Origin of the sequence: Lacticaseibacillus styriensis, from assembly GCF_030770295.1 — a bacterium.
Classification (GTDB): Bacteria; Bacillota; Bacilli; order Lactobacillales; family Lactobacillaceae; genus Lacticaseibacillus; species Lacticaseibacillus casei.
In genome coordinates this window covers 1,544,469-1,562,627 of sequence record NZ_CP132483.1, presented here as the reverse complement: position 1 = coordinate 1,562,627, position 18,159 = coordinate 1,544,469, and the positions used below count along the sequence as shown (strand labels likewise).

At 48.3% G+C, this 18,159-nt stretch carries 18 protein-coding genes; 16 read left to right on the top strand and 2 right to left on the bottom strand.

Annotated features, from left to right (window positions below; genetic code table 11):
* From aspS to LACSTY_RS07460, 4 genes are all read left to right on the top strand, one after another.
* On the top strand, positions 1-1,806 hold the full coding sequence (gene aspS / locus LACSTY_RS07475; protein WP_087912204.1) for an aspartate--tRNA ligase: 1,806 nt from the start codon (positions 1-3) through the stop codon (positions 1,804-1,806).
* 94 nt (positions 1,807-1,900) lie between these two features.
* Complete coding sequence (msrB, locus tag LACSTY_RS07470) at positions 1,901-2,344, top strand: peptide-methionine (R)-S-oxide reductase MsrB (protein WP_087912203.1); 444 nt, start codon at positions 1,901-1,903, stop codon at positions 2,342-2,344.
* 281 nt (positions 2,345-2,625) lie between these two features.
* Positions 2,626-3,546, top strand: coding sequence for a YitT family protein (locus LACSTY_RS07465; RefSeq protein WP_010488175.1), 921 nt, complete (start codon positions 2,626-2,628; stop codon positions 3,544-3,546).
* Positions 3,547-3,659: 113 nt separating this feature from the next.
* Positions 3,660-4,547 (top strand): deoxyribonuclease IV, encoded by an 888-nt coding sequence (locus LACSTY_RS07460; RefSeq protein WP_087912201.1) that lies wholly within the window; start codon positions 3,660-3,662, stop codon positions 4,545-4,547.
* On the opposite strand, the gene LACSTY_RS07455 is transcribed toward LACSTY_RS07460, so the two are convergent.
* Together LACSTY_RS07455 and LACSTY_RS07450 are read right to left on the bottom strand one after the other, a co-directional pair.
* Positions 4,544-5,374 (bottom strand): pyruvate, water dikinase regulatory protein, encoded by an 831-nt coding sequence (locus LACSTY_RS07455; RefSeq protein ID WP_087912200.1) that lies wholly within the window; start codon positions 5,372-5,374, stop codon positions 4,544-4,546. The genes LACSTY_RS07460 and LACSTY_RS07455 overlap by 4 nt on opposite strands.
* Positions 5,375-5,634: 260 nt before the next feature.
* Complete coding sequence (locus LACSTY_RS07450; RefSeq protein WP_087912199.1) at positions 5,635-7,092, bottom strand: ISNCY family transposase; 1,458 nt, start codon at positions 7,090-7,092, stop codon at positions 5,635-5,637.
* Positions 7,093-7,307: 215 nt separating this feature from the next.
* Between LACSTY_RS07450 and rpsU the strand changes: the two genes are divergently transcribed.
* The 12 genes from rpsU to dnaG all read left to right on the top strand — a co-directional run bounded on the left by rpsU (position 7,308) and on the right by dnaG (position 18,147).
* On the top strand, positions 7,308-7,484 hold the full coding sequence (gene rpsU, locus LACSTY_RS07445; protein WP_005687665.1) for a 30S ribosomal protein S21: 177 nt from the start codon (positions 7,308-7,310) through the stop codon (positions 7,482-7,484).
* A gap of 27 nt (positions 7,485-7,511) precedes the next feature.
* Positions 7,512-7,946: a GatB/YqeY domain-containing protein gene (locus tag LACSTY_RS07440; protein WP_191978411.1), complete on the top strand. Its 435-nt coding sequence runs from the start codon at positions 7,512-7,514 to the stop codon at positions 7,944-7,946.
* Between the two features lie 405 nt (positions 7,947-8,351).
* Complete coding sequence (locus LACSTY_RS07435; protein WP_087912198.1) at positions 8,352-9,338, top strand: PhoH family protein; 987 nt, start codon at positions 8,352-8,354, stop codon at positions 9,336-9,338.
* A 3-nt stretch (positions 9,339-9,341) separates the two neighbouring features.
* On the top strand, positions 9,342-9,800 hold the full coding sequence (gene ybeY, locus LACSTY_RS07430; protein ID WP_025013638.1) for an rRNA maturation RNase YbeY: 459 nt from the start codon (positions 9,342-9,344) through the stop codon (positions 9,798-9,800).
* Complete coding sequence (locus LACSTY_RS07425) at positions 9,784-10,182, top strand: diacylglycerol kinase family protein (RefSeq protein ID WP_025013637.1); 399 nt, start codon at positions 9,784-9,786, stop codon at positions 10,180-10,182. The genes ybeY and LACSTY_RS07425 overlap by 17 nt, the downstream gene beginning before the upstream one ends.
* 2 nt (positions 10,183-10,184) lie before the next feature.
* Positions 10,185-10,574 (top strand): cytidine deaminase, encoded by a 390-nt coding sequence (locus tag LACSTY_RS07420; RefSeq protein WP_010488204.1) that lies wholly within the window; start codon positions 10,185-10,187, stop codon positions 10,572-10,574.
* Positions 10,571-11,473 (top strand): GTPase Era, encoded by a 903-nt coding sequence (gene era, locus LACSTY_RS07415; protein WP_087912197.1) that lies wholly within the window; start codon positions 10,571-10,573, stop codon positions 11,471-11,473. The genes LACSTY_RS07420 and era overlap by 4 nt, the downstream gene beginning before the upstream one ends.
* On the top strand, positions 11,473-12,288 hold the full coding sequence (recO, locus tag LACSTY_RS07410) for a DNA repair protein RecO (protein ID WP_087912196.1): 816 nt from the start codon (positions 11,473-11,475) through the stop codon (positions 12,286-12,288). Before era ends, recO begins: the two co-directional genes overlap by 1 nt.
* Before the next feature lie 111 nt (positions 12,289-12,399).
* Positions 12,400-12,711, top strand: coding sequence for a hypothetical protein (locus tag LACSTY_RS07405; protein WP_087913258.1), 312 nt, complete (start codon positions 12,400-12,402; stop codon positions 12,709-12,711).
* Between the two features lie 503 nt (positions 12,712-13,214).
* Entirely contained in the window at positions 13,215-14,111 is an 897-nt protein-coding gene (gene glyQ / locus LACSTY_RS07400; protein ID WP_087912194.1) for a glycine--tRNA ligase subunit alpha, read from the top strand.
* Position 14,112: 1 nt separating this feature from the next.
* On the top strand, positions 14,113-16,182 hold the full coding sequence (glyS, locus tag LACSTY_RS07395; protein ID WP_306391005.1) for a glycine--tRNA ligase subunit beta: 2,070 nt from the start codon (positions 14,113-14,115) through the stop codon (positions 16,180-16,182).
* Positions 16,183-16,377: 195 nt separating this feature from the next.
* Positions 16,378-18,147: a DNA primase gene (gene dnaG, locus LACSTY_RS07390; RefSeq protein WP_087912192.1), complete on the top strand. Its 1,770-nt coding sequence runs from the start codon at positions 16,378-16,380 to the stop codon at positions 18,145-18,147.
* The last annotated feature ends 12 nt before the right edge of the window (positions 18,148-18,159 follow it).

The window sequence follows — 18,159 nt, the reverse complement described above, 5'->3', positions numbered from 1 at the left end:
ATGAGTAAACGAACCTGTTATGCCGGTGATGTGACCACCGATTATGTCGATCAGGAAGTAACCTTAAAAGGGTGGGTGCAGAAACGCCGCAGTCTCGGCAGTCTGATTTTTATTGATTTGCGGGATCGGGAAGGCATCGTTCAACTTGTTTTTTCTGAAGAATTTGATCAGGACGCGTTGACAGTGGCCAATTCGGTACGCTCCGAGTATGTGATCGAAGTGCACGGAGTGGTCAAAAAACGCAAGCCGCAAGCGGTGAACCCGGAAATGAAAACCGGTGATGTCGAAGTTGAAGTCCATGACATCACTATTTTGAACAAGGCCAAAACGCCGCCATTTTATATTGAAGACAATGTTGCCGTAACAGAAGAGACCAAATTAAAGTATCGCTACCTTGACTTGCGCCGGCCTGAGATGCAAAAGAATATCTTTACCCGCGCTCACATCATGCGTAGTGTGCACCATTACTTAGATGACAATGGCTTTATTGATGTCGAAACGCCGACGTTAACTGCTAGTACGCCTGAAGGGGCCCGGGACTATCTAGTGCCATCGCGGGTTTACCCTGGTAGCTTCTATGCTTTACCACAATCACCGCAATTATTTAAGCAACTCCTGATGGGGGCCGGATTTGATCGGTACTACCAAATCGCCCGGTGCTTCCGCGATGAAGACTTGCGCGGCGACCGCCAACCGGAATTCACCCAGATTGACCTTGAGACCAGTTTCTTGACGGCAGAAGAAATTCAAGATATTACTGAAGGCCTAATTGCTCAGGTGATGCACGATGTAAAAGGCATTGATGTCAAATTGCCATTCGAGCGGATTACCTGGCAGGATGCGATGGATAAATATGGCTCTGATAAGCCGGATCTTCGCTTTGGCATGCAGATTCAGGATGTTTCCGATTTAGTCAAAGATTCTGATTTCAAAGTTTTTGCGGGTGCCGTGCAAAATGGCGGCCAAGTGCGGGCAATCGTTTTGCCTGGCGGAGCCGATAAATATTCACGGAAGATGATCGATGCCCAACAGGACTACATCAAACGTTTTGGTGCTAAGGGCTTGGCGTGGTTGAAAGTAACAACTGATGGCATTAGCGGCCCAATTGCCAAGTTCTTCGGTGACGGCAAGACGCTGACACAAGCGGTTGGCGCCCATGCTGGGGATCTGGTTTTATTTGTAGCAGATAAGGCAAAGGTCGTTGCTGATTCGCTAGGTTATCTTCGCACCCATTTTGGCCATGATCTCGGTTTGATTGATGACAAGCAGTTCCGCTTCTGCTGGGTGGTTGACTGGCCACTGTTCGAATATGACGAAGGAATTCAACGTTGGGTTCCGGCGCATCATCCATTCACGATGCCAAACGAGGAAGACGTTCATCTGCTTGACACCGATCCGCATGCAGCACATGCCCAAAGTTACGATATTGTATTGAATGGTTATGAATTAGGCGGCGGCTCCATCCGTATTCACAACCGCGAGATTCAAGAAAAAATGCTCAAAGCGCTTGGCTTTACACCGGAACGTGCTCAAAAGAGCTTTGGCTTCCTGCTGACGGCGCTTGATTACGGCTTCCCGCCGCATGGTGGCTTGGCTATTGGATTGGATCGGTTTGTCATGCTGCTCACAGGCCGCACCAACATTCGCGATGTCATTGCCTTCCCGAAGAACAGCAAAGCCAGCGAACCGATGACCAGTGCACCTTCACCAGTTGCGGACGTACAACTTAAGGATTTAGGTATCGAAGTTCGCCCCGATGTTGATCCGGAAAAAGAGCATGAAGGTGACGAGAACTTAACCGAATAAGGGTCGTCACTTTCGCCTGAAGTTGCTGTACAATTTAATTGCTGACAATTGAAGCACCTACCGCTATAATGAGTTGTAGCGGAGGTGTTTTTTTATGTTCGATAAAGCAAAACGGCCGTCAAAAGCCGATCTAAAGAAGCAACTGTCACCTGAAGCTTATGCGGTTACGCAAAAAGCCGCGACTGAACGGCCGTTTTCCGGTCAGTATGATGATTTTTATCAAGATGGCATCTATGTAGATGTTGTTAGCGGCGAACCGCTATTTTCCTCCCAAGATAAATATGATGCTGGCTGTGGCTGGCCATCTTTTACCAAACCGATTGCAAAACTCGCCGAACACCGGGATCAGAGCTTTGGGATGGAACGCGTCGAAGTCCGTAGTCCCGAAGCTGATTCACACCTTGGTCACGTCTTTAACGATGGCCCGATTACAAAAGGCGGCTTGCGCTATTGCATCAATTCCGCAGCGCTTCGTTTCATCCCGGTTGCCGATCTCGACAAAGAAGGCTACGGCCAGTACCGGCAACTATTCAAGTGAGCGTGAGCTGGCGCGGTTAGAAGTCGGAGTGTAAGTGGCCTTGGGCGTGATGGTCGGGCTTTGACCATTGCGACCAAGGCCCTTACACGCAGACTTCTGCGCCAGTGAACGCGTTAAAGTGAGCGGGAGCTGGCGCAGTTATGATCCTGCGCTGGTGAACGCATTATGACACCCGTCAAAATAAATAAACCGACCGATTTTTTGATTTGGTAGCAATCAAAGACCGCCCTTGTTATACTTGATCACGACATGATTATGGGTGACAGGGAGCGGTTTTTGATATGGAAGAGATTGATCGGCTAATTCGCCGACATCAAAATTGGTCACGATTATCAGCGGCATTTTTCTATAGTATTTGTGTCGCCGTTGCGTTGAATATGTTTTGGGAACCGGGTGGGGTTTTTGCCAGTGGCATTACCGGTGCGGCACAGCTTTTGGCGACTGTGGTGCGAAAATGGTTTAACTTCGACATTGCGCTGCCATTCTTTTCGCTGGCGACAACGGATTTATTTTCAACTGGGACCCTGCTATTTTTCTTGAACGTGCCACTGTTTATTTTGGCATGGAAGGCAATCGGCCACCGCTTTACGGTGTTCACCTTTTTGGCGGTTATCTTTTCGACGATCATGATTCGGTTGCTTGGGGTATTAACACCGCTGACTAAAGACCCCATCGTTTGTGGTATCTTTGGCGCGGTTGTGAATGGCTTGGGTACCGGCTTTGCTTTGCGCAATAATATTTCCACTGGCGGTATCGATATTCTCGGGATCGTTCTGCGTAAACGGACCGGACGGACGGTTGGCACGATCAATATTATGTTCAACGTGCTGATTATCTTTCTTGCCGGTTTTGTCAATGATTGGCCGCATGCGTTGTATTCGGCATTGGCAATCTTCATCAATGGGCGGGTCATGGATTCGCTATACACGCGCCAGCAACGGCTGCAGGTTATGATTGTGACTGCCCGGCCTAAGCAGGTGGTTCGGGAGATTCAAGGTTCGCTACGCCGCGGCATCACCATTGTTCACGATGCAGAAGGAGCCTTCCATCACGAGGAAAAAACCATCCTGTTCACGATCATTTCCCGGGCCGAAATGTATGACTTAGAGCAGGCCATGCGTCACAGCGATCCGTATGCATTTGTGTCAATTACGGACTCGGTCAAAATCCTCGGCCATTTTTACGAGCCAAAAACGGATTAACCGCGCTAACATGAACCCGGAAAACAGCCGGGTTTTTTGATGAAATTTTTTCTGATCACCAGCAATCTCAATTGAAACGATTGCTGGTTGATCATACATAGGGGGCTTTTTAAATGTTAATCGGTGCCAATGTCAGTATGAAAGGCACAAAAATGTTGTTAGGAGCCGTTGAAGAAGCGGCTAGTTATGATGCCAATACGCTGCAGTTTTATACGGGCGCACCGCAAAATACACGGCGTAAACCAACGAGCGAAATGCGCATTCCTGAAGGACTGGCGGCGATGACCAAAGACGGCATCAGTCATACCGTTATTCACGCACCTTATATTGTTAATCTTGGCAATACGAAGAAACCCGAGAACTTTGAATTTGCGGTGCAATTCATGCGGGAAGAAGTTGCCCGAGCAGACGCGTTACACGCCTATACCATGCCATTTCATCCCGGTGCGCATGTGGGCGCCGGTCCTGAAGCCGCTATCAAGCAAATTGTGAAAGGCTTGAATCTTATTATTGACCCTAAACAGAACGTCACGATTGCGCTTGAAACCATGGCAGGGAAAGGAACGGAAATCGGTCGTTCGTTTGAAGAACTTGCCGCGATCATTGACGGCGTGACCTATAACGAAAAGCTACGCGTGACTTTTGATACTTGCCATACCAACGACGCCGGTTACGATGTTAAAGATGATTTTGATGGCGTTTTAAATGAATTTGATCACGTCATCGGTGTGGATCGATTGAGCGTCATTCACGTAAACGATTCCAAGAATCCGCGTGGTAGCCATAAGGATCGCCATGCCAACATCGGGTTTGGAACAATCGGGTTTGACGCTTTAAATCGAATTGCCCATCATCCCGCATTGGAAAAGTTGCCCAAGATACTCGAAACCCCGTATGTCGGGCCAGATAAGAAACATCAGGTCCCGCCATACGGGGAAGAAATCAAGTGGCTCAAAAGCGGCCATTTTCAACCGGAAGCTTTGCGCCGGTTGATGGATTAATGGGTCTCAGTATTATCAAATTCATCTAAGCCCATGTGCTCCAAAATCAAAGTCGCGGTTTCTTCAATCGATCGGTGTGCGGTGTTGATCACCATGCAGCCGATTTTTTTGTAGAGATCTTCAGCAAACTTCAATTCTTGATTGACTTGATCACGCGCCGAATAGGCAGTGTCCGGATTCAAGCCATATTGAATCATGCGCTGGCGCCGAAATTCCATTAAAACGGAAGCATCTGTGGTCAGGCCGACAATCTTTTTGGGATCAACCTGCCAGATTTCTTCGGGAATATGGGCATTGGGTACCAAAGGCAAATTGGCGACTTTGAGATTGCGATTGGCGAGAAAAAGGGATAGTGGTGTTTTGCTTGTCCGTGATACGCCGAGCAACACAATATCTGCTTCCAAAAAGCCTTTCGGGTCTTTGCCGTCATCATACAAGACCGCAAATTCCATCGCCGAAATCCGATCAAAATAACGTTCATTGAGATCATGCACGGCACCTGGAACGTGGTTGGGTTCTTCATGCGTAATTGATTTGATGCCGCTGATGATCGGCGACATGACATCGATCGCGATGACGCCTTGGTCTTTGGCGTAATGCGTTGCCAGTTGGGCGAAACCGTCCGTAACAAACGTCATGATCGCCAACGCATTTTCTTTCTTTGCTTCATCAAGTGAACTGTAGATCTTTTCCTTTGTATGAATAAACGGAAATCGCACGTAATGGGCTTCAAATTCCGGGAACTGTGCGGCAACCGCCTGCGCAAGTCGCAGTCCGGTTTCACCAACCGAATCTGACATGATGTATAAATTCAATTCTTGGGTCATAATGCCACCTCGCTACTTAGATAACGCTATCATAGCATAATTCAAACGAGCAAGTGAATGTTGAAGAACAGGTTACCAGACGCTAGCAAATCTTTGATTGTAACCGATAATGGCGTTAAGATTTAGTTGAGAACGCATCATTGCGGATAACAGCGGTTGTTTATATAAAAATCTGGAATCGCTTATGTCAAGCGATTTTCGACTTTGACAGTAAATTCCATAAAACATGCGTCCGAAAACTGGACGCGAGATGATCCTAATTAGACTTGAATCGCTTGTGAATTCTTGTATGGATATCGTTCGGCGACCAACTGTTTAGCCCTTGTCCTGTTAATGCCAAGAGAATCAAGGTAATCGCGATAGTTGGCGCGGCGCCACGGATGCGTAATTGCCGGGATTTTCTTGGTTCGTTTAGGAGTTGGTGCCGCAGCTGGCGTAAGATCGAATTTGGCTGACATGAACTGTTCTTTTGGCACACAGAAAAGATCGTACACCTGGTCATCATCAGTGGTCATATAAAGTCTGCCCGTGAAGCTTTTGATGACTAAGACCTTTGTATGCGGTGGTAAGTAAACCAATTCGCCATTCCGGTGTGGCAGATAGCGTTTGTTATCAAAGCGAACACAATGTCCGTGGCCGATGCTGCGTTCATTGGCAATGATCAAAATATTGTCAATTTCCTTGGGTGTTAGTTGCTTATCAAACACCGACATGCTACTTTTGATGGTAGATGCGAAGCGGTCATTGTAACGCTTGATAAAGCCGACCAAAAACCGATTGGCATCTGCGATTGTGGTGATGTTATGCAACCGCAGTTCACTTGTGAGCCGATCTTGAAAAGTCTCCAGAAGACGTTCTATACGGCCTTTGGCTTGCGGAATACTGGTGACCGAAAGTTCTGTTCCAAGTGTCTGGCAGGCATAACCGAAACGTGTAAGAGGGTTCTCGGTCGAAGGTGAGCCCTCTTTTTTGTTGCTGTTAAACACGGTGCGCCGATCCGTTAGGAATTCTGCTGGAGCGCCATAATCGCGAAGGACTTGGGCAAACACGTGATAATAGCCGCTGAGTGTTTCCTGTTGGGCAAAGTAGCCGCCGACAACGTTCCCGGACTGATCATCAATGGCTGCGTGTAAAGTGGTTTTTTGAGTGCCAAACCAATACTCCCAGGAAGCATCCATTTGTACCTGTTCACCAGAATAATGTTTCCGAGGACGTTCTGGATGGGCTTTGATGTTTTCAACGACCTCGATGGCTGACAAGGTGGCTTCATCACGTTTGGATAGGAGCTTGGACTTCTTTTCTTTTTCTTTTAATTCACGCTTGATCCGACGTTTTGTGGCCTTGTGAGCTTTGGGTGAGAGAATGTGGTGGTGTCTGAATAAGAGCCGGAGTGAGGATTCGGAGATGGCGATTTGTTCGGCAGTGGTTAAGAACTCATGAAAATGGGCGATGTTGAATCCGGCATACTTGTTGGTGTACAGACGAATGATCTGGCGTTCGAGTTGCGCGTTGCGTTTATTGGCGGGCTCACGACCGGCATTGCCATGGATAAAGCCGTCTTTGCCTTGTTGCTTGTAAAGCTTGATCAATCGGTAGATGGTTCGTTCGGAGCGCTTGAGCTTAACGGCTGCGCGTTGCACGGAGGTCTTACCATTGACCACTGCTTTGATGACTCGGTAACGTTCTTCTTCTTTCATTGTTAAGACAACCTTCTTCATGTGATTCCTCCTAGATGTATCTTCTAAGAGGTTACAGTTTTTGTGACACTTTGGCTAACTGCTTACTTAAGACAATATCGCTTGCGGTCGACAGTTTATATAAAAATCTGGAATCGCTTATTGACGCGTGGTTGTCAGTTTTGTATACTAATAAACGAACTATTGGCTATGATATCCGTCAGTGGTTACACAAGTGTCGGAGGGAGGGATATCACATGGCTAAGACAGTTGTTAAGAAAAACGAATCTCTCGATGACGCTCTTCGGCGCTTTAAGCGTACTGTATCCAAGTCTGGTACACTCGCTGAATACCGCAAGCGTGAATTCTACGAGAAGCCTAGCGTACGCCGCAAGCTGAAGTCAGAAGCTGCGCGTAAGCGTAAGAAGTATTAATAAAGGACTTGGTGAATAGTGGCTTTAATGGATGAGCTTAATGCTCAGATGAAACAAAGCATGTTAGCCAAGGACAAGGTAACGTTGAGCGTCGTCCGGATGTTGAAAACAGCGTTGGTCAATGAAAAGATCAAAGTCGGCCATGAGCTTTCCGAGGATGAAGAAAAGAGCGTTCTTGCGACTGAATTAAAGCAGCGCAAGGAAAGCGTTTCGGAATTCAAAAAAGGCGGCCGTGATGATCTGGTTCAGGAAACCGAAGCTGAAATCAAGGTTGTGGAACGTTTTCTGCCAGCCCAGTTAAGTAAAGACCAAGTTGCCGACATCGTTGATGCAACAATCAAAGAAGTCGGAGCAACAGGCAAGCAAGACTTCGGCAAGGTAATGAAGACGCTGATGCCCAAGGTTAAAGGCCAAGCTGATGGCGGTCTCGTCAGCAGCGTGGTAAAAGAAAAACTTAGTTAACGACAAAGCCGGTGTTAGCACCGGCTTTTTATTGTGGTGATTGCGCGTGTTGTCGAGTGTTGGCGTTTAGGTTGCACATGGGCTAAGTGTAAGGAACTGTGGCTTTCTTGCGCAGAAACGCGTTCGCAGTCGCAGAAATCTACGTGTAAGGGTCTTAGAGCTAAATGGCTAAAATGCCAAAACTGTGCTGTTCCGCAGAAGAAGTATGATCGATACTGCTGCGGAAACGCGTTCGCAGGCCCAGAAACCTGCGTGTAAGGACCTCAGACCTAAATGGCAAAAGACCAGCCATTTAGGTCTGAGGCCACTTACACTCCGGTTTCTAACCGGGCCTGCTTACGCTCTTAAAATATGCTAAACTAATACCATCTTTACCGCTTAAAATATTTGTTAGGGGGCCAATATTTGGCACAGGAAACCTCGGAGAAAATTTTCCGACTTAGTAATCCAGACATGGCGATTAACCTTGTCGGCATTAATGATGCTAATTTGACGTTGATTGAAGAAGGCTTGAACGTTCGTATTTCGCCTTTTGGTGACGAATTGCGCATTAGCGGCGAACCGGAGACGGTTAGTTTGACTTTGCAGCTGCTGGAAGCAACGAGTAAGTTGTTGTCGCAGGGCATTAAGTTGTCACCGCAGGATATTGCCAGTGCGGTTGCCATGGCGAAACGCGGGACATTGGAGTATTTTGCCGACATGTATAGCGAAACCTTGCTGCGGGACGCTAAAGGCCAACCGATTCGAGTTAAAAATTTTGGCCAACGCCAATATGTCGATGCGATCAAGCATAACGATATTACTTTCGGGATCGGTCCTGCTGGGACAGGGAAAACTTTCTTAGCTGTAGTCATGGCCGTTGCCGCGATGAAGGCCGGACAAGTGGAGCGGATTATTTTGACGCGGCCGGCTGTCGAAGCAGGGGAAAGTCTAGGCTTTCTTCCCGGTGACCTCAAAGAAAAGGTCGATCCTTATCTGCGCCCGGTTTATGATGCGTTGTACGCCGTTTTGGGCAAAGAACACACTGATCGGCTAATGGATCGCGGAGTCATTGAAATCGCGCCGTTAGCCTATATGCGCGGCCGCACACTCGACAACGCTTTTGCCATTCTTGATGAAGCGCAGAATACGACGCAGGCACAAATGAAAATGTTTCTAACACGTCTTGGTTTCGGCTCAAAAATGATCGTCAACGGCGACATCACGCAAATCGATTTGCCGAATAATGCCAAAAGCGGTCTGCTACAGGCGGAACAACTGCTAAAAGGGATTAGCCACATTGCCTTTACGCAATTTTCATCACAAGACGTTGTGCGGCATCCGGTCGTTGCCAAGATTATCGAAGCGTACGGCAAACACGACTTACAGCTGCAGAAACGGACAAAGGGGTAAGCGATGGACTTAGAATTATACGATGATGATCATTTATTAGACGCACAACATCATGATCTGATTCAGAAATTGGTTGTTTTTTGCGGACAACAGTTAAAATTGCCAACTGATACCGAAATGTCCATCACGATTGTCGGTGATGATGACATTCAGGAAATTAATCGGAAATATCGCGACACCGATCGCGCGACGGATGTCATTAGTTTTGCGATTGAAGATGGCGAAGACGATCTGCCGCTACTTCCGGGCATGGCAAAGAACATTGGTGATCTGTTTATTGATCCGCTGACGGTTCGCCGCCACGCCAAGGAGTATGGCCACAGCTTTGAGCGCGAGCTGGGGTACACGGTGGTTCACGGCTTCTTACATCTAAACGGCTATGATCACATTAAGCCGGAAGATGAAGCCGTGATGATTCCGCTTCAAAAGAAAATTCTGGCAGCTTATGGCCTTACCCGATAAACAAATCGGCAAAAACAAACATTTTATCCAAAGCGCCCGCCACGCGCTCGATGGGCTGCGCGTCTTTTTTGTCGACGAAAATAATTTCAAACGCGAATTTACCAGCGCGGCTTTGGTGATTATTGCCGGTATCTGGCTAAAAGTACCGCCATTTTCTTGGTTCGTCCTGATTTTAGCCATTCTGCTGGTTTTCTTAGGCGAATTATTGAATACCATTGTTGAAAATCTGGTGGACTTCATTATTGGGGAACACTATGATTTACGGGCAAAAAAAATTAAGGATATGAGTGCTGGCGCCGTTTTGCTGGTATCCTTAATCGCCGTAGTCGCCGGCGTTTATGTTTTTGGGCCACCGTTGTTAGACCTTTTGAGGAGTTGGTAATGTTGTCTGTTTTACGTACCGCTGCCTTGGCAGCACGCGAAAATGCGTATGTTCCTTATTCCCATTTTGCGGTCGGCGCGGCTGTCCGCGTCGGTGACCGGATTTTCTCTGGCGCCAACATCGAAAATGCCAGTTACGGCCTAAGTAATTGCGCTGAGCGGAGTGCGATTTTTGCGGCTGTGAGCGCTGGCTATACCAAGTTAGATGAATTACTGGTGATTGCCGACACGGAAGGCCCGGTTTCACCTTGTGGGGCATGCAGGCAAGTCATCAGCGAGTTCTTTCCAGCCGATGCAGTTATCACGCTGGCCAACGTTCGCGGCGATTCGCAACAAACAACGCCGCAAGCATTACTGCCGGGAGCATTTTCGAAAGGAGACTTAAACGCGTGAGCGAACATCATTCTGGCTTTGTGGCCATTATCGGTCGACCAAATGTCGGCAAATCAACTTTCATGAATCGGATTTTGGGTGAAAAGATTGCCATTATGTCACCTAAGGCTCAAACAACGCGAAATAAAATCAACGGCATTTATACCACGCCAGATGCCCAGATTGTGTTTGTTGACACGCCCGGGATTCACAAGCCTAAAAATGAACTTGACGACTACATGGATAAAGCGGCATTGTCGACCCTGAATCAGGTTGATGCTATTTTATTCATGGTCGCTGCAGATGAGCAAAAAGGTGCCGGTGATGCCTATATTATGCGGCAACTGGCCGAGGTGAAGAAGCCGGTTTATTTAATTCTGAATAAAATCGATTTGGTTAAACCGGACGATCTTTTACCGCTTATCGAAAGCTATCAGCATGATTATGACTTCGCCCAGGTCTTCCCGATCAGCGCAACCATGGGTAACAATGTCGACGACTTATTGACCTCGTTGACCGCAGCCCTGCCGGTCGGGCCGCAGTATTATCCGGAAGATCAGCTGACCGACCATCCGGAATATTTCGTCGTGGGTGAATTGATTCGGGAGAAAGTCCTCGAACTTACCCGCGATGAGGTGCCGCACGCCACAGCTGTTCAGGTCGAGCGCATGAAAGATCGAGAAGGCGGCAAACTGCAGATTGAGGCCTACATTATTGTCGAACGGGATAGTCAAAAAGGCATCATTATCGGCCACGGCGGGCAAATGCTGAAGCAAATCGGTATTCGAGCACGCCGAGACATTGAGAATTTACTGGGCGATAAGGTGAACTTGAAGCTGTGGGTTCGCGTCCAGAAAAACTGGCGCGACAACAATGCTTATCTCAAATCACTCGGCTATAACACAAAGGATCTGCGGTAATGGTCAAGCAAGCGCAAACCTTTGAGGGACTTGTGATGTCCCGCCAAAATTATCGCGAATCCGATATGTTAGTTAAAATTTTAACCGATCAGTTCGGTAAGAAAATGTTTCTGTTGAACCGGGCGCGCAAGCCCGGTTTTACTTTAGCTGCTGGCATTTTGCCATTTACGCATGCCGACTACATCGGGGAGATTCGTGAGTCGGGCCTCTCGTATTTGTCCGCAATTAAAAATGCCACGCAATACCGGCAGATTTCAACCGATATCACGCTAAACGCTTACGCATCGTACATCTTTGGGTTGCTCGATCTGGCTTATCCGGATGGGCAACCAGTCGGGTTTTGGTTTAATCAGATCAAGCAAGCCCTGCATTTGATTGATACCGGTCTTGATCCGCAAATTATCGCTAATGTGATTGAAGTTCAGATGCTTAAAGTGTACGGCGTGGAGCCCAATTGGCGCGGTTGTGTGATCGACGGCCGCACTGACTTGCCACTTGATTTTTCTGAAAGCTATGGCGGTTTACTCTGCCAGCGTCACTGGGATAAAGATCCCCATCGACTTCATGCCAGTGCACGCGCGATCTTTTACCTGCGCCGATTCAGTACATTGAATCTGGGTCAGGTTAAACACATTGACGTTAAGCCTGCCACCAAAGCTGAGCTAAAACGCATTCTGGATGTCATTTATACCGATATGGTCGGCGTGACCCCCAAGGCCAAGCGGTTTATCGACCAAATGAATCACTGGCAGGATCGCCTGCCGGACGCGCATCAACCCAGCGACTCCCAGTCGGACAACGAGCATCGAGAATAGTCATTGTTTTTCCACGTGTTTATGGTAGATTGAAGATAAGTAAGCGGTTTCGTGATTGATGATTTTTGGGTGAAGATGATTTCAGCAGGTGTTTTAAAAGGGGTGGCGAGCATGGCAGAGACATTACCCAGAGCTGTCAAAGTCTGGATGGGCGCAAACATATTGCAAATCGAGTTTGATAACGGGCAAACGTGGTTCATGCGGACACATTTTATCGATAATTATGTATCCTCATGGTCGCCGAGCAAGGGCAAGGACAAACGGGTTAACTTTTTTGTGGCACCGACTTGGGAATGGCTCGGTGCCAATGCCCGGATCGAATCCGATGGCAAGGTGACGCTTTTTGAAAAAGATACCTATACGCCTGAGGAACTTTGGCATAACAGCAAGTCAAGCATTGATCAGCTGTCTGGGATTAATTAGCATTTCTTGAAGCGGCTGGTTGACATGTCCATTTTTTGAAAACGCGTTTACTGGCGCAGAAGTCTGCGTGTAAAGACCTCAGGCGCAATGGCCAAGCCCGGGCCATCACACCTGAGGCCACTTACACTCCGACTTCTAACCGCGCCAGTTCACGCTCTGTTTTCAGAAAGTCGACAGTTCACGCTCTGTTTTCAGAAAGTTGCTTGACAGCACCTACCGCGATGCTATACTTATTAAGAAAATTGAATCGGTGATGAGAAAAAGGGTCATATCGGTACTGAACTTCAGCGAGTCAGGGATAGTGTAAGCCTGGTGGCGGTCGGTATGATTGGCGTTTTCGAACCAAATGATGAAGCTGCAGGCAGGTTTTGTAACTGTCTGAAGTAGGGTGGAACCGCGCAGAAGCGTCCCTACGCCATATCTTGGCGTAGGGACGTTTTCGTGTTTATAAAAACAGTTGCCCGAGCCAAGATCCACTTCGATTCACCGGGAAAGAGGTTGTCATGACAACAAAAATGGACATCCAAACGATGATCCAGACCCTGCAAAAATTCTGGGGTGACAAAGGCTGCATGTTGATGCAAGCCTATGATGTAGAAAAAGGCGCCGGCACTATGAGTCCGTATACCTTTTTACGGGCAATCGGACCGGAGCCTTGGAATGCCGCGTATGTGGAACCATCGCGGCGCCCGGCAGATGGTCGTTACGGTGAAAATCCGAATCGGCTGTTCCAGCATCACCAATTTCAGGTGGTCATGAAGCCGTCGCCGGAAAACATCCAGGATTACTATCTGGATTCACTTGCTGCGCTTGGTATTGATCCTTTGGAACACGATATCCGCTTTGTTGAAGATAACTGGGAGAATCCTTCCATGGGTTGCGCCGGTGTTGGCTGGGAAGTCTGGCTTGACGGGATGGAAGTCAGCCAGTTTACGTATTTCCAGGTGGTCGGCGGTCTTGAAGTATCACCGGTGACAAGTGAAATTACCTATGGCGTTGAGCGCTTAGCTTCTTACATTCAAGATGTTAACAGTGTCTTCGATCTCGAATGGGGCGACGGTGTTTTGTATGGGGACATTTTCAAAGAACCTGAATATGAACACAGCAAATATGCCTTTGAAGTCAGCGACCAGAAAATGTTATTGGGATTTTTCGATGCTTATGAAAAAGAAGCGTGGCGGCTGATGGATCTTGGCTTGGTTCACCCTGCTTACGATTACATTCTCAAATGCAGCCACACTTTCAACTTGCTAGACGCACGCGGGGCTGTTTCCGTGACAGAACGGGCCGGGTATATGAGTCGGATTCGCAAGATGGCACACAAGGTTGCCCGAGCATTTGTAGCTGAACGCAAAAAGCTGGGCTTCCCATTGCTGCAGCACAAAACGGAGGTGCAATAACATGACGCATGACTATCTGATCGAAATTGGCCTTGAAGACATGCCTGCCCATGTTGTCACGCCAAGTTTGAATCAATTCCACGAGAAAACAGTTGCTTTTCTAAAAGCCAATCATCTTGAACATGGGCGTATTGACCGTTACGCAACCCCGCGGCGGCTCGCGTTACTGGTTCATGATCTGGCGGCGAAACAAGCGGATATTGAAGAAGATGTCAAAGGCCCGGCTAAAAAGATTGCCCAAGATGCAGATGGCAACTGGACGAAGGCTGCGATCGGCTTTTCGCGCGGTCAGGGCATGACCCCAGACGACATTGTCTTTAAAACCGTCAAAGGGGTCGATTATGTTTACCTGCATAAAGCGATCAAGGGGAAAAGTGCTGCCGAGATTCTGCCAGGGATGCTGGATGTCATCAAGAGTCTGACCTTCCCAACACGAATGAAGTGGGGCGCGTATGATTTTGAATACATTCGCCCGATTCACTGGCTAGTCAGTTTGCTGGATGGTGAAGTTGTGCCGATGAAGTTGCTGGATGTCGAAGCCGGTCGTGTGACCCAAGGCCATCGCTTCCTCGGAAAACCTGTTTCCTTGCCGAATCCTGATGCCTATGTGTCTGCTTTAAAAGACCAATTTGTGATTGTGGAACCAGCGGCGCGTAAGCAGCTTATCCGCGACCAAATCAAGCAAATTGCCACTGATCATCAGTGGCAAATCGATCTTGATGCCGATTTATTGGAAGAAGTCAATAATCTGGTTGAATGGCCAACTGCTTTTGCCGGCACGTTTGACAAGAAATATCTGGCCATTCCTGAAGCTGTTCTGATCACCTCAATGAAGGACAATCAGCGTTACTTTTATGCCCGCGATGCAAACGGGAAAATGGTCAATGCCTTCATCGGCGTCCGCAATGGTAACCGCGACCACTTGGCCAACGTGATTGCCGGAAATGAAAAAGTGTTGACTGCCCGCCTTGAGGATGCTGCCTTCTTTTATGCTGAAGATCAAAAGCGCAGTATTGCCGACGATGTTGAGCGCCTGAAAGCGGTCAGTTTCCACGATAAAATCAGTTCGATGTATGACAAAATGGCGCGCACAAAAGTTATTGCTGATTTGCTTGCTGACCAGTTTGGCCTCTCTGCCACAGATAAGGCTGATCTGGACCGGGCAGCGTCGATTTACAAGTTTGATCTGGTCACGTCAATGGTCGGCGAATTTCCTGAACTGCAGGGCATCATGGGCGAACATTATGCGCAACTGGCTGGCGAGAAGCCGTCTGTTGCCCAAGCCATTGCCGAGCATTACGAACCGATTGCTGCAGACGGGGCGCTGCCGCAAAGTCTTGTCGGCACCGTATTGGCCATTGCGGACAAACTGGATTCGCTCATGAGCTTCTTTGCGGTTGATCTGATTCCAAGCGGTTCCAATGATCCATACGCCTTGCGCCGCCAAGCATACGGCGTCGTGCGCATGATCGCCGCCCACGACTGGCCATTTGCGCTAGCTAAGCTGCAGCCAGCGATTGCCAAAGCATTAACTGCTGCCGGAAAAACAAACGGGCTTGATTTCGCCGCCCATCAACAGGCACTTAATGACTTCATCATTGACCGCGCCAAGCAACTACTACAAGCTGAAAAGATTCGCCACGACATCGTGGATGCGGTCACCATTCGCAGCGACGCTGACATTGCCGGCATTTTGGATGCGGCCAAGCTGTTGACTGCCCATGCAGCGGATGATGACTTTAAAGCGGTTATGGAAGCCTTGGGACGGGTTTTACGGATTACCGGCAAAAAAACCGTTGATACTCCCGTTGATCTCGCCAAATTTGAAAATGAAACTGAAGGTCAGCTGCACGAAGCAGTGACGACGACGGCTAAGACCTTCGATGCTGAACCGACTGAAGCCGATTACCAAGCATTAAAAGCCTTGGTTGAGCCTATTAATGCTTATTTTGACGCCACGATGGTGATGGCCGACGATGCCGCGGTGCGGGCTAATCGCTTGGCTACCTTGCAGCAACTCGCCCAGCTTATTCGCCAATTCGGTGATGTTAGCCAGGTGATTGTTAAGTAGATTTGCCTTTTTGACGAGGAAGCGCTATACTGTATCTTGTATTATTATGCCGATAGACTATTGAAAAGTCGCATTTCACATGAGAAGTGCGACTTTTTACCGCTGTTTCAGTCGGTTCAAGTCGTGCAACAGTCAAGCGGGAGCGCCATTGCTGTTGCGCCTGTCATGGAAAGGGAGTGAGCTGATATCGCCGGAATGATTCCAGAGGCCACTGTCGATCAAGTCCTGAAAGCAGTTAACATTGCTGACTATATCGGACAATTTGTCCAGTTGCGTAAAACCGGCCAAAATCTTTTTGGCCTCTGTCCTTTTCATGAAGAGCATACGCCATCATTTTCCGTCAATGAGTCAAAGCAGATTTTCCATTGCTTTTCATGTGGGCGAGGTGGCAATGTCTTTAAGTTCGTGATGGACTACGATAATGTCACGTTTCCCGAAGCCGTTAAGAAAGTGGCTGATTTCGCCGGTATCCCGCTTAATGTGCAAATCGGTCACGCCGCACCGGTTGACCCGGAGATTGCCAAGCAGCAACACATCCTGCAAGATACTGCCGATTTATTTCACCACATTCTGGTAAACACCGAAAAAGGTGAAGCAGCACTGGCATATTTGCATAAACGTGGGTTGACAGATGAAACGATTGAAGAATTCCAGTTGGGCTACGCTCCAGAAGAACGCAATCTGTTAGTGGCTTTCCTGAATAACCGTAAAATCGATTATCAGGATCAACGCGCAAGTGGTTTATTTGTCGAAGATCAGGCAGGTAAATTGTTTGACCGCTTTAATGATCGTGTCATGTTTCCATTGACAGACGGCAATGGTAAGGTGGTCGGTTTTTCCGGGCGGATCCTGCAAAATGATAAGTCGCAGGCCAAGTACCTGAATAGTCCGGAGACAAAGTTGTTTAACAAACGCGATGTCCTGTTTAACCTGCATCGCGCAAAAGCCGAAATTGGGCGCGACGGGGGACCGATTCTTTTTGAAGGCTACATGGATGTCATCGCTGCTTATCAAGCCGGCGTTAAAAACGGCATTGCGTCAATGGGTACTAGCTTGACGACCGAGCAAGTCGACATCATCAGCCATTTGAGCAAACGGTTGACTGTTTGTTACGATGGTGATGAACCCGGCCAAAGAGCCATTGAACGCGCAGTGACGATGTTAGCCGATCATCCTAGGCTGCAAACCGATGTGGTGGTTTTGCCAGATGGCATGGATCCTGATGAATATATTCGAGCCCGCGGTGCTGAAGCTTTTCAGGCGCAAGTCAAGTCGGTTTTGACACCAACAGCTTTTATGTTACAATTCTTGGCCCGCGGTGTGGATATGCATAACGATCAGGCTAAATTGACTTACTTGAATGCTGCATTGAAAATCATTGGTAAGATCAGCGATCCGGTTGCCCGGGCAGTTTACGTTAAACAGCTAGCCGAAACGACCGATGTGCCGATCGCGGCGTTGAATCAAAGTTTGCCCAAACCGCAGCAGTCACAACCACCCGTTGCGCGCCCTGCTGTTACGGAACAACCGGCACGCCCGCTTGATCGGTACACGGCGGCGCAACGGCAGTTATTATATTATGTGTGGCATGATGATTTGGTGATGCAGCGGTTGAAAAATGCAACATTCGTATTTCCAACCGCTTATTTCCAGACACTTTTTACCGGCTGGTTGAACTTTTTGCATGAACAGCCAGACGGTGATTTAGCGGGATTCCTGGATCGGGTTGATCCCGAACTCAGCGGCGTGGCGACGGATGTTGCGATGCAGTCATTGCCTGAAGCCACCGAGGCAACCATTGACGAGTTAATTCAGACGATCACGTCTGCCTCGACGGTGACCCGGCTGCAGGCAATCAAACAGGCGATTGTTGAAGCGCAACGTTTGGGAGACAAGCAGAAACAAGGCGAGTTAACGGTGCAATATGTGAATCTCATGAAACTTTTGAAGCAACAACAAGGCTAGGGGAGGAACTTT